At 55.8% G+C, this 11,966-nt stretch carries 13 protein-coding genes; 6 read left to right on the top strand and 7 right to left on the bottom strand.

Annotation, left to right across the window (positions count from 1 at the left end):
- The first annotated feature begins 81 nt into the window (after nucleotides 1–81).
- Nucleotides 82–2,970 (top strand): Rne/Rng family ribonuclease, encoded by a 2,889-nt coding sequence (locus AC2FFH_RS04955; protein ID WP_496843891.1) that lies wholly within the window; start codon nucleotides 82–84, stop codon nucleotides 2,968–2,970.
- A gap of 46 nt (nucleotides 2,971–3,016) precedes the next feature.
- On the opposite strand, the gene AC2FFH_RS04950 is transcribed toward AC2FFH_RS04955, so the two are convergent.
- Nucleotides 3,017–3,250, bottom strand: a complete 234-nt coding sequence (locus AC2FFH_RS04950; protein WP_058271547.1) for a sulfurtransferase TusA family protein — start codon at nucleotides 3,248–3,250, stop codon at nucleotides 3,017–3,019.
- Nucleotides 3,251–3,355: 105 nt separating this feature from the next.
- On the opposite strand from AC2FFH_RS04950, the gene AC2FFH_RS04945 reads away from it, so the two are divergent.
- The 4 genes from AC2FFH_RS04945 to AC2FFH_RS04930 all read left to right on the top strand — a co-directional run bounded on the left by AC2FFH_RS04945 (nucleotide 3,356) and on the right by AC2FFH_RS04930 (nucleotide 7,686).
- Nucleotides 3,356–4,108 carry a cytochrome c biogenesis CcdA family protein gene (locus AC2FFH_RS04945; protein ID WP_058271899.1) on the top strand — a complete coding sequence of 251 codons (753 nt, stop codon included), beginning with the start codon at nucleotides 3,356–3,358 and terminating at the stop codon, nucleotides 4,106–4,108.
- A 63-nt stretch (nucleotides 4,109–4,171) separates the two neighbouring features.
- Entirely contained in the window at nucleotides 4,172–5,386 is a 1,215-nt protein-coding gene (locus AC2FFH_RS04940; protein ID WP_496765065.1) for a hypothetical protein, read from the top strand.
- Nucleotides 5,383–6,732, top strand: a complete 1,350-nt coding sequence (locus tag AC2FFH_RS04935) for a cytochrome P450 (protein WP_496843890.1) — start codon at nucleotides 5,383–5,385, stop codon at nucleotides 6,730–6,732. The genes AC2FFH_RS04940 and AC2FFH_RS04935 overlap by 4 nt, the downstream gene beginning before the upstream one ends.
- Nucleotides 6,733–6,804: 72 nt before the next feature.
- A complete protein-coding gene (locus AC2FFH_RS04930; protein WP_496843889.1) occupies nucleotides 6,805–7,686 on the top strand; it encodes a fructose bisphosphate aldolase in 882 nt (293 codons plus the stop codon).
- Between the two features lie 3 nt (nucleotides 7,687–7,689).
- Here the strand turns inward: AC2FFH_RS04930 and AC2FFH_RS04925 are convergent, their stop codons facing one another.
- The 5 genes from AC2FFH_RS04925 to fumC all read right to left on the bottom strand — a co-directional run bounded on the left by AC2FFH_RS04925 (nucleotide 7,690) and on the right by fumC (nucleotide 10,657).
- Nucleotides 7,690–8,292 carry a DNA-3-methyladenine glycosylase I gene (locus AC2FFH_RS04925; protein ID WP_496765052.1) on the bottom strand — a complete coding sequence of 201 codons (603 nt, stop codon included), beginning with the start codon at nucleotides 8,290–8,292 and terminating at the stop codon, nucleotides 7,690–7,692.
- A gap of 64 nt (nucleotides 8,293–8,356) precedes the next feature.
- A complete protein-coding gene (locus AC2FFH_RS04920; RefSeq protein ID WP_496739939.1) occupies nucleotides 8,357–8,575 on the bottom strand; it encodes a ribbon-helix-helix domain-containing protein in 219 nt (72 codons plus the stop codon).
- The gene (locus AC2FFH_RS04915) at nucleotides 8,572–8,748 is read right to left on the bottom strand and encodes a DUF4169 family protein (protein ID WP_496765050.1); all 177 of its coding nucleotides are present in this window, start codon (nucleotides 8,746–8,748) and stop codon (nucleotides 8,572–8,574) included. Before AC2FFH_RS04915 ends, AC2FFH_RS04920 begins: the two co-directional genes overlap by 4 nt.
- Nucleotides 8,745–9,269 (bottom strand): gamma subclass chorismate mutase AroQ, encoded by a 525-nt coding sequence (gene aroQ, locus AC2FFH_RS04910; RefSeq protein ID WP_496765048.1) that lies wholly within the window; start codon nucleotides 9,267–9,269, stop codon nucleotides 8,745–8,747. The genes AC2FFH_RS04915 and aroQ overlap by 4 nt, the downstream gene beginning before the upstream one ends.
- The gene (fumC, locus tag AC2FFH_RS04905) at nucleotides 9,266–10,657 is read right to left on the bottom strand and encodes a class II fumarate hydratase (protein WP_109311562.1); all 1,392 of its coding nucleotides are present in this window, start codon (nucleotides 10,655–10,657) and stop codon (nucleotides 9,266–9,268) included. Before fumC ends, aroQ begins: the two co-directional genes overlap by 4 nt.
- A 207-nt stretch (nucleotides 10,658–10,864) precedes the next feature.
- On the opposite strand from fumC, the gene AC2FFH_RS04900 reads away from it, so the two are divergent.
- Nucleotides 10,865–11,428 carry a hypothetical protein gene (locus tag AC2FFH_RS04900; RefSeq protein WP_496765046.1) on the top strand — a complete coding sequence of 188 codons (564 nt, stop codon included), beginning with the start codon at nucleotides 10,865–10,867 and terminating at the stop codon, nucleotides 11,426–11,428.
- 33 nt (nucleotides 11,429–11,461) lie between these two features.
- Here the strand turns inward: AC2FFH_RS04900 and AC2FFH_RS04895 are convergent, their stop codons facing one another.
- A complete protein-coding gene (locus tag AC2FFH_RS04895; protein WP_496765043.1) occupies nucleotides 11,462–11,923 on the bottom strand; it encodes an SspB family protein in 462 nt (153 codons plus the stop codon).
- Nucleotides 11,924–11,966 lie beyond the last annotated feature (43 nt).

The following is an 11,966-nucleotide window of genomic DNA, read 5'->3' as shown; positions in this document are numbered from 1 at the left end:
CCTGACAAGACACCACCCCAAAAGCGCCCGTCCCCCCGGACGGGTAAGGATAACGTGTTTGGCGCGGTGCACCAAGGAAACATGGCTAAGAAAATGCTTATCGATGCCACCCACGCGGAGGAAACCCGCGTCGTGGTGGTTGACGGAAACAAGGTTGAGGAGTTCGACTTTGAATCCGAAAACAAACGCCAGCTTGCTGGCAACATCTATCTTGCAAAAGTAACCCGGGTCGAACCGTCCCTACAGGCGGCTTTTGTGGATTACGGCGGGAACCGGCACGGTTTCCTGGCGTTTTCGGAGATCCATCCGGATTACTATCAGATTCCGGTCGCAGATCGCGAAGCGCTGATGGAAGAAGAGCGCGCCTATGCCGAGGCAATGAAGGCGCGGGATGAAGCCGAAGAGGCGAAGCCTAAAAAGCGTCGCTCGCGTTCGCGTACGAAGGCTGCGGATGTAAAATCCGATGATGCCGTAGAGTCGATTGAGGTTTCATCCGAACCCACCGGCATGGAAACCATCGATCTGGACGAAGGTGAAGAAGGGGCCGACATGTCGGTTCCGGAAGGCACCTCTCCGGCTGATCGTGTGGCTGAAACTCCGGTGGAAGAGCCGGTCGATGCCGAAGTAACCAAAGAGCAACCTATTGAAGCTGAATCTTCGGAAGAGCCAGTTGATGCCGAGGTTGTGGCAGAAGCAGAAGGTGCTGCTGAGGTCGAGGAAGTGGCCGAAGCCCCTGCAGAAGCTGAGGAAGCAGCCGCCGATGGTACTCAGCATGACTCTGTCGAAGCTGCCGCAGAGGAGTCCGTTGAAGATTCCGAGGTTGGCGGTGACGAACCGGAGGAAGCCGTGGAAAAGGTTGAAGCCTCTGAGGACACCACGTCTGAAGATGAAGAAAAGTCCGATGTCGAAGCGCGGGCTGATGCGACCTCGAAGGACGATTCAATCGAATCCGTCGCCGACGAAGATGACAGCGAAGACATTCGCCCCGTGCGTAAGCCGCGGCCACGTCGCTATAAGATTCAAGAGGTTATCAAGGTCCGCCAGGTCTTACTGGTGCAGGTCGTAAAGGAAGAACGTGGCAACAAGGGTGCTGCTCTGACCACCTACTTGTCTCTGGCAGGTCGGTATTGCGTTCTGATGCCTAACACGGCGCGTGGGGGCGGGATCAGCCGCAAAATCACCAATGCGCCGGACCGTAAGAAACTTAAGGAAATCGCGGCGGAAATCGACGTGCCTACCGGAGCCGGACTCATCATCCGGACCGCCGGCGCCAAGCGTACTAAATCCGAGATCAAGCGTGATTATGAATACCTGCAGCGCATGTGGGAGCAGATCCGCGAACTGACGCTGAAATCGATTGCGCCGGCGAAAATCTATGAAGAAGGCGATCTGATCAAACGGTCGATCCGCGATCTCTATAATCGCGAAATTGATGAGGTTCTGGTCGAAGGTGAAGGCGGTTATCGCATCGCCAAAGACTTCATGAAGATGATCATGCCTTCACACGCGAAGAATGTGAAACGGTATGAAGACGCGCTGCCTTTGTTCGCGCGCTATCAGGTCGAAAGCTATCTGGCCGGAATGTTCAACCCGACCGTTCAGCTGAAATCGGGCGGATATATCGTGATCGGCGTGACCGAAGCGCTGGTCGCGATTGATGTGAACTCGGGTCGGGCGACCAAAGAGGGTTCAATCGAGGAAACCGCGCTCAAGACCAACCTTGAGGCCGCAGAAGAGGTTGCGCGCCAGCTGCGCCTGCGTGATTTGGCAGGCCTGATCGTCATCGACTTCATCGATATGGACGAGCGCAAGAATAATCTGGCCGTCGAAAAGCGTATGAAGGAACGGCTAAAAACAGACCGTGCGCGCATTCAGGTCGGCCGCATCTCGGGCTTTGGCCTGATGGAGATGAGCCGCCAGCGTCTGCGTCCGGGGATGTTGGAGGCGACGACACAGCCATGCCCGGCCTGTCATGGCACTGGCCTGATCCGCTCGGACGACAACATGGCGCTGACCATCTTGCGTCAGATCGAAGAAGAGGGTACCCGCCGCCGCTCACGCGAGGTGCTTGTTCGTTGCCCAGTCAGCATCGCCAACTTTCTGATGAACCAGAAACGCGAGCATATCGCACAGATTGAGGCCCGTTATGGCCTGTCTGTACGTGTTGAAGGCGACGTACATCTGGTCAGCCCGGATTTCTCGATGGAGAAATTCAAGACGGCAAGCCGGATCGTTCCCGAAGCCAGCGCGCCCGTTGTTTCCGTGGATGCGTCCCTGATGGATCTTATCGACGCCAGTGAGGAAGAGCCGGTCGAAGAGGAAACCACCGTTCAAGCCGAAGAGGAGGCTAAGCCCAAGCGCAAGCGTCGTCGCCGCCGTCGGAAGAAGAGCAATGGTTCTGACGAAACCCCTGAGGTGAACGCTGAAGAGGGTAACGCGGCGGCGTCCGAGGAATCGGATGAAGCCAAAACCGAAGCGGCGGATGACGTAAAGCCTGAGGGTGAAGCACCTGAGCCTGCCGAAGAAGAAAAAGCGGCCAAGCCCAAGCGTCGCCGCGCACCGCGTCGCAAGAAGAAGGACGCGGAACCTGTTGAAGCTGCAGAAGAAGTCGCCGCTGAAGCGGTTGTGAGCAAGGATGCCCAGGCCGCAAACCCTGAAGCACCGGCCGAGGAAGGTGGTGTGACAGATGCACCTGTTGAAGCCCCTGTCGAAACTGCCGAAAAAGTTGAGCAGACTGAAACAGCGGCAGAGCAGCCCGCGCCCGAGGCGGAAAGCGTCGTTGAAGAACAGGTTGAACCTGCAGAGGCTGAACAACCCGAACCTTTGGCCGATGTGGTCTCAGAAGACCTGCAGGAACCAGCGGACATCATGGTTGAAGAAGCCCCTGAGCCAGTTCTGGAGGTCGTAGCCGAAGAGCCGGAGCAGCCCGCCAAACCCAAACGGCGTGGCTGGTGGTCACTGGGTCAGTAACAAGAAAAGGCGGGCCAGGTGCCCGCCTTTTTCTTTTTGGCCGATCTCAGTGGGATTTCTGGATCAAATAGATCTGATGGCCGTCTGCGTCTTCCTGCGACAGCAATTGGTGCCCGCTCTCAGAACAGAAATGCGGGACATCAATTATGGCGGCAGGATCATCTGCCAGCACGCGCAAAACGGCCCCGGCAGGCATGGATTTCAAACGCTTGCGCGCTTTCAGGACGGGCAGAGGGCACAACAGACCCAACGCATCGAGTGTTTCAGGCGGATTTGACATAAGGTTCAGATATTTCCAACTGGGCAGGGTGTCCAGCATGCAACCACGAGGATGTGACCGAATGGCCCCGTGACGTTGGCCGTCTCATACCATATGTGCTGAGACATGTTCGGAATAGATATCATAGACGCGGGCCTGCTGCCTGCCATGTTCATCGCGATGTTGGGCGGATTGATCAGCTTTCTGTCGCCCTGCGTTCTGCCCATTGTTCCGCCGTATCTGGCTTATATGAGCGGCGTGACGATCAACGAGATGCAGGATGAGGCGAAAGCACGCCGCAAGGCAACCTTGGCCGCCCTGTTCTTTGTTCTGGGCCTGTCTACGGTGTTTTTGTTGCTGGGTTTCACCGCTTCTGCCTTCGGGGTGTTTGTCCTGCAGAACCAGGTGTTGTTCGCAAAGATCTCTGGCGCAGTGGTCATCGTCTTTGGCCTGCATTTTCTGAACGTCTTCCGTATCCCGTTTCTGGACCGCGAAGCGCGGATTGAGACCGGTGATTCTGGTGGATCAGTGTTTGGCGCTTATATCCTTGGTCTGGCCTTTGCGTTTGGATGGACACCGTGCATTGGGCCGCAGCTGGGGGCGATCTTGTCACTGGCCGCGTCCGAGGCCTCGGTCGCGCGGGGAACCCTGTTGTTGGGCGTCTATGCGGCGGGCCTGGGTATTCCATTTCTGCTGGCTGCGATGTTCCTGAACCGGTCGATGTCGGTGATGAATCGGATCAAGCCATACATGGGCACGATCGAAAAGGTGATGGGTGGCTTGTTACTGTTCGTGGGCATCATGCTGATCACCGGTCTGTTCACTGAATTCAGCTGGTGGCTGTTAGAGACATTCCCGGCGCTGGCGAATTTTGGATGATCTGCTGATCTGACTTACCTTGGCCCCATTGCTGGGTTAACCTGCGCCGCAGAAGGTAAGGCCATGAGCAGTCAGAAAAATCAACCTCGGGTGTGTAAACGCCGGGTATTCTATATACCCGGCTACGACCCGATTCCGCCGCGGCGATATCGGGAGCTGTATCGAACCGAAGGCAAGCTGCAGGCCGAGATTTCCGGTTATGAAATTTCGACGTCCGCCAAGTCTGGCGATGGCCCTTATGGGTGGCATGTCACTTCACGTCAGGACGGGACCGAAGTTCACGTTGATGTGGATGTTCTTGTCTGGTCGGACCTGGTTCGTGACAGCATGTCCAACTCGATCCCAGCGACCTATCTGCAACTGGTGCGGACCGCGTGGATCTATATGTCGACAGGAACACTGTGGCGCCTGATGCGGTTGCGCAAGGGGCCGGTGGTTGCCGCACTATATCCGGTTGGAATGTTGCTGGCTCAACTGCTGTTGGCGATCTTGCTAGCCGGGGCCATGACATGGGTTTTAATGCCGTTTATCGGATGGATGGGCGTAATCCTTGCGGTTGTGGCCGCTTACGGTCTGTTGCGCTGGTTTCGCCGGCAAGACGGTCAGCTTTTTGCCTATTACCTGATGCATGATTATGCCTATTCCGCAAAACTCAAAGGGGCGACGCCAGTTGAATTGCGCAATCGCCTGCGTGCATTCGGTGCGTTGATCCAAGAGGCGCTGAATTCAGACGCAGACGAGGTGCTGGTCGTCGGGCATAGCTCAGGGGCCCATCTGGGTGTCAGCGTTCTGGCCGATGTTATCCGCGACAACAGTCAACGTGATGACGGCCCTGTATTTTCGTTCCTAACGTTGGGACAGGTCGTGCCGATGGTATCTTTTCTGCCCCAAGCCCGTGAATTGAGGGCAGATTTGCAATTCTTGTCCACGCAGGAAGGCCTGACCTGGGTCGACGTCTCGGCCCCCGGCGATGGCTGTTCTTTTGCGCTGTGCGATCCGGTTTCCGTCAGCGGTGTCGCCACCGCCGAAAAGAAATGGCCGCTGGTTCTGTCTGCGGCCTTCACGCAGACCCTGTCCCCCGAGCGATGGCAAGCATTGCGTTGGAAATTCTTCCGCCTGCATTTCCAGTATCTCTGCTCCTTCGACAAGCCGGATCGTTATGATTATTTCCGCATCACCGCCGGCCCACTGACGCTTGGGCAGAGGTTCAAGGGCCGGGCGCCTTCTAAGTCGCGGGTGGAAAAGCCGGTTTCAAAATACAGTTCGGTGACGGCATGACGCCGCCCAAGCCACCTTCACGCCCTGATAAAGTATCGCTTTGGCGGTATCTGAGGTTGTTTCGCAAGGACGTTCTGTCAGCCCAACCCCATAGGCTGTACCGCGCCTGGATGGCCGAATTTCGCACGCCGTTCTTTCGATCATACTTGGTGAATCAGCCAGAATTGATCGACACAGTTCTGAAAAAACGCCCTGATGATTTCCCCAAATCTAACCGCATAAGTGAGGGGCTGCGTCCGTTGCTGGGGGACTCTGTCTTCCTGACCAACGGGGACACCTGGAAGAGGCAGCGCAGGATCATTGATCCGGCGTTTGAAGGCGGCCGTTTGAAAGATACGTTTCCAGCAATGCATGCGGCTGGTCAAGCGGGCGTGGATCGGTTGCGCACGCAGGCAGGTGGTGTTGTTGAATTTGAAGAGGTCACCAGCCATATCGCGGCGGATGTCATCTTTCGCACTTTGTTTTCGGTGCCCATCGAACACGAAATCGCCGCTCAGGTGTTTGACAAGTTTCGCAGCTATCAGCGTGAACAACCCATTCTGAACATTGCGGCCTTTGTCCCCCTGCCAAAGTGGTTGCCACGACTGCATTCGTGGCGCACCAAGAAGAATGCAAAGGATATCAGGGCGCTAATCCAGCGACTTACGGCGGACCGGGCTGAACTGATCGCTCGTGGTAGCGCGCCGAATGATCTGGCAACCAAGATCATGACCACGCGTGATCCCGAAACCGGGCGTAGGTTTGACACGCAGGAAATGGTTGATCAGGTGGCGATCTTCTTTCTTGCCGGGCACGAAACCAGCGCGTCCGCACTGGCCTGGACGCTGTACCTGATTGCAATGTATCCCGAATGGCAGGACAGGCTGGCTGAGGAAGCTGTGGCGCTCGACTCGCCTGATTTTTCTGTATTGTCGCGGCTAAAGCTCAGCAGGGATGTGTTTCGCGAAGCGCTGCGGCTTTACCCGCCCGTGCCGATGATGGTGCGCGAGGCGACATGCCCCGAACATTTCCGGGACAGGGATGTCCCCGAAGGGTCGCAAATCGTGATCAGTCCGTGGCATCTGCATCGGCAGGAAAGGCTCTGGGACCGTCCCGACGAGTTCGATCCGACCCGGTGGGGAACTGAGAATGGAAAGACCTGTCAGCGCAACGCGTACATTCCATTCTCGACAGGGTCCCGCGTATGTCCCGGTACTGGGTTCGCCATGATCGAGGGGCCGCTTCTGTTATCCATGCTGCTGCGACACTTCCGGTTCGAGTTGGTCGCGGGACAAACGCCCATTCCGGTCGCGCATTTGACCGTCCGATCGAAAGACGGAATTTGGTTGCGCTTGGTTGAGCGCTAACAAACTACCATCCTATCACGCCTTGCTGTATGCGGTTTGAAATCGCGGAATCATATTGAACGGGAAAGTCTTATGTCATCAGCAGAACAGCGCACACAAATGTCCGACGGCGCAGGATTCATCGCAGCATTGGATCAAAGCGGTGGCTCGACCCCCAAGGCGCTGGCGCTTTATGGCGTTGACGCATCTGAATACGGCTCGGACGAAGAGATGTTCGGTGAAATCCAGAAAATGCGCGCGCGGATCATTCTGGCGGATGATTTCACCAAGGACAAAGTGATCGGCGCGATCCTGTTCGAACGCACTCTGGGCGAGCAAATTGATGGTCAGAAGGTCGCCGACTACTTGTGGTCAGTGAAAGGCATTGTACCTTTCCTCAAGATTGACAAAGGTTTGGAAGACGAAGCGAATGGCGTTCAGATGATGAAACCCATCCCGGGTCTGGCCGCAACATTGGCCAAAGCCGATGGTGTTTTCGGAACCAAGGAGCGCTCGGTCATTCATGAGGCAAACGCCGAAGGCATCGCGGCGGTTGTTGCACAGCATTTCGACGTTGCGCGTGAAGTCGTGGCTTCCGGAATGGTTCCGATTGTTGAGCCCGAGGTGAACATCAACTCCGCCACCAAAGCCGAAGCCGAAGACATCCTGAAGGCTGAAATCCTGAAAAACCTTGATCAATTGGCTGACGGACAGGACATCATGCTCAAGCTGACGATCCCTAACCGAGCTAACCTCTATGACGAATTGGCCGATCATCCGCGTGTTCTGCGCGTGGTTGCACTGTCGGGCGGTTATTCGACGGAACAGGCCTGCGATCTGCTGGGCCAGAATGGTAAGATGATCGCGTCCTTCTCGCGCGCGTTGACCGAAGGATTGTCAAAAAAGCAATCAGATGCCGAGTTCAACGCGGCCTTGGGCGGAAACATCGACAAGATTTTCCGTGCGTCAATCTAAACACTATTGGGGTTTGGTGAATTCGCGGCGCAACTGCGCCGCTTTTTCACGCATGACGCAACCTTCGGCGTGATCATTCAACAGCCCCATTGCCTGCATAAAGGCAAATACGGTCGTCGGCCCGACAAACTTCCAGCCCCGTTTTTTCAGGTCTTTCGACATCGCCACAGATTCTGGCGACGTTGAAGCGGTTTGCGGGGCAGGCGGTGAGTCCGCCTCGTATCGCCATACATATGCCGCCAGAGACCCTTCGGCAGCGATTAACTCTTGCGCGCGACGTGCGTTGTTAATCACGGCCTCGATCTTTCCACGATGTCGCACAATCCCTGCATCTTGTAACAAGCGCTGTGTATCTGCATCATCAAACGCGGCTACTGCGTTGACATCAAAAGCTTTGAAAGCCTTCCGAAAATTCTCGCGTTTGGACAGGATTGTGCGCCAGCTTAGGCCGGACTGAAAGCTTTCTAGGCAGAGCTTTTCAAACAGGCGTTGGTCGTCACCAACCGGATACCCCCATTCCTGATCGTGGTAGTCAAAGAATTCGGGCGCGGCCTGACACCAGGCGCAGCGTGGTTTTCCGTCTGGACCTAGAACTGTATCAACCACCGCTTCGTACTCCTTTTGTTCCCCCTTACTGTAAGCGGTTTCTGGATGTCAGAGCAAGACTGATTTACTTGGATTGATACCAGTTCAGAATGAAAACCCGTATGGCCGATGCAAGTCCGATGTCCGGGTCACGCTCGACATCAATTTCGGCCGCCAGAGCGTTGATCGGTAGGTTTTTTTCCTTGGCAATGGTCCGGAACGCCTGCCAGAATTCATCTTCCAGCGATACGGATGTCCGATGGCCTTTCAGCGTCAGGGATCGTTTGACCGGGCGTCCGCTCATTTGTCCAACTTATAGCCTTCATGGTCCTGGCGCAGCTTGTGTTTCTGCTTTTTTGCTAGATCCTTTTCGGCCTTGGTGCGGCCAAAAGCGACGGCATTTTGGTCAGCACGGGCCTTGCTTTCGGTCCGCGCTTTTTCTTTTCGAAACTTGTTCAGATTGACCGGTTCCGTCATTGCGCATGTCTCACTTTGGTCAGACTATCGAACAATTCCGCACGGCTGTCATCTGAAAGGCATTCGACATTCACGGTGTCCAGAAAATCGGCCTGCGACGCTGTTGAGACCGGTGGTTGATCCGACAATGTCTCAAGGATTTGCCCGCCCAGATCTAACAGTGCAGGGCGTACCTCGGTTGTCAGGTCCGCATAGCTTTCGGGAACAGAGGTTTGGTCTTTGGTCCACCGTTCAATCCAACAGGATTGAATCTCTTTCGCGGCTTCGATCTGCACTTCGAAAAACAGCTGCGCGCTGTCCGGGTCAATGCCCGAAAGCGCTGCTTGTTCCAAGGTCTTGTCAACTACGACTTTTTCACGCTCGAGGTCTTCGACCGGGCGGTCATTGGCGTGTTTGAACGCAGCAACGTCCTGCATCCATTCCAGCCGAGAGTCGATCAGGTTGAACAGGTCAGCCTGAGCTGAGGTCGCTGTGCCTGCGATTAGCAGGCACAGGCAGGCAGACTTACGCCTCGCGATCATTTGGGGCCGATCATGTGTTCGGGGCGTACGACCGCATCGAATGTCTCCTCATCGACAAAGCCCAGCGCAATGGCCTCTTCCTTGAGGGTCGTGCCGTTCTTATGCGCCGTTTTGGCGACAGTGGTGGCGTTGTCGTAACCGATGGTCGGAGCCAGCGCCGTGACCAGCATCAGGGATTCCTTCATCAGCTTATCGATGCGTGGTTCATTGGCCTTGATGCCCAGCAGCATACGCTCGGTAAAGCTGTCGGTGGCATCGCCCAGCAGCTGAATGGATTGCAGCAAGTTGTACGACATCATCGGGTTGTAGACGTTCAGCTGGAAATGCCCCTGCGAACCCGCAAACTTCATCGCTGCATCGTTGCCTATTACATGTGCGGCCACCTGTGTCAGCGCTTCGGCCTGTGTCGGGTTCACCTTGCCGGGCATGATCGACGAACCCGGCTCATTCTCTGGCAGGATCAACTCACCCAAGCCAGACCGCGGGCCAGAGCCCAGGAACCGGATGTCGTTGGCGATTTTGTAGCAAGAGCCAGCAATGGTCGCCAGCGCACCTGATAGGAAGACCATGGCATCATGGGCAGCGAGCGCTTCGAACTTGTTGGGCGCGGTAACGAAGGGCAGGCCGGTGATGTCGGCCATGTTCTTGGCGACGGCCTCATCCCAGCCATCATGCGTGTTCAGACCGGTGCCGACAGCGGTGCCGCCTTGCGCCAGTTCATAGATGCCAGGCATCGCGGCTTCGACCCGGGCGATTCCTTGGCGGATCTGGTGCGCATAGCCGCCGAATTCCTGCTCCAGCGTCAGTGGGGTCGCGTCTTGCGTATGTGTACGACCGATCTTGATGATCCCGGCGAATTCCTTGGCTTTCGCTTCCAGTGCCGATGCAAATTTCTCGAGCCCGGGCAGCAATACGTCGCGCACGCTCATCGCGGTAGCGATATGCATTGCGGTCGGGAAAGTGTCGTTCGACGATTGCCCCATATTGCAGTGATCGTTCGGGTGCACAGGCTCTTTCGAGCCGATCACACCGCCCATGATCTCAATCGCGCGATTGGCGATTACTTCGTTCGAGTTCATGTTCGACTGAGTACCCGAACCGGTTTGCCACACGACCAGCGGGAAGTTGTCGTCAAACTTACCCTCAATCACTTCGCCCGCGGCCTGAATAACAGCGTCGGCGATCTTGGCATCCAGCTTGCCGATGGCTTTGTTCTCCATCGCACAGGCCTTTTTGATGACGCCCAGCGCACGCACGATGGCGACGGGTTGCTTTTCCCAGCCGATCGGAAAGTTCATGATCGAGCGTTGAGTTTGTGCACCCCAATACTTGTCGGCGGGAACTTCCAACGGGCCAAAGCTGTCGGATTCGGTGCGGGTCTGGGACATCGGTCACTCCGTCTAGTATGCAGTCGTATGCCGTTTACCCGTGACGGCGTCATCGCGCAATCGGCCAGTTGCGCGCACCATAAGCGTAAGCCGACCAAAGGTATAGGCGTTGAAGCGGCGCATTTTTCTTTGATACACAGGTACTAGGACCATTGTGTGCGCCTGTGACTGGGGTAGAATAGCAAGATCAAAACGCTGGAGGGTCAGGTGCTGCAATTTAACGGGGTTAATCCGCTGCGGCTTATCGCATTCGCGGTGGGTGCCGTATTCTGGCTTGTCTTTGCCAATCTTCAGGCCCAGGCCGGGGACATCACGCCCTTTATCGGGGATTACGTCGGTTCAGCCAATTTAGTTGACGATGATGGTACCGAAACCCCACGCGATATGAGCGTTTCGATCCATGAAACCAAAGAAGGGTTCAACGTCAGTTGGAAGACCACGACCTATAAGCCGGATGGCCGGGTCAAAGATCAGTCCTTCTCGATCGATTTCAAGCAATCTGACAGGTCAGACGTGTATTCAGCGGCGATGAAGCGCAATGTGTTTGGTCACGAGGTGCCCCTGGACCCAATGCAGGGTGAACCGTTCGTCTGGGGCCGGATCGAGGGCGAGACTCTGACGGTGTTCTCGTTGTTCATTGATGAAAACGGTGGCTATGAATTGCAGCAGTTCGATCGCACGCTGGCCGACGGTGGGCTTAACCTGTCCTTTTCGCGGTTCCGTAATGGGATTAAATCCCGCTCGGTCGATACGTTCCTCGAAAAACAGTAAACCCCGCGAGAGGCGGGGTTTGTAAGTCTGAGCTTACTTTCTGAAACTGTCCAGTGAAACGACATCCGCGTCTTGCTGGACCGGAGTTTCCTCAACCTCAATCGATTCTTCGACGATATGGGTCGCAACCTCTTCTTCGTCTTCGGGGCTCTCGAAACGCAACCCGAATTCAACCGACGGGTCCACGAAGGTTTTGATCGCATCATACGGAATATAAAGCGGTTCGGGCGCGTCACCGAAATTCAGTGTAATCGCAAAGCCGTTGTCGCCGACCTCGAGGTTTTCGAACCAGTGCTGCATTACGACAGTCATTTCTTCGGGATAGCGTTCGCGCAACCAGTCAGCTATTTCAACTCCGTCCTGCCGTGTATCGAACGTGATAAAGAAATGATGCGCCCCAGGCAGACCGTTTTCAGAAACGTTGGTCAGAACTTTCTGAATGAGGCCGCGCATGGCGGTGTGCATCAGGGTTCCATAGTCAATGTCCTGCGACATGTGTCATCCTCAAAAGTGGTTACCCCAAGCATAGGGGATTCGT

It is taken from the genome of Ruegeria sp. YTSC003 (assembly GCF_059609785.1).
This window is presented reverse-complemented; position numbering and strand designations above follow the sequence as displayed.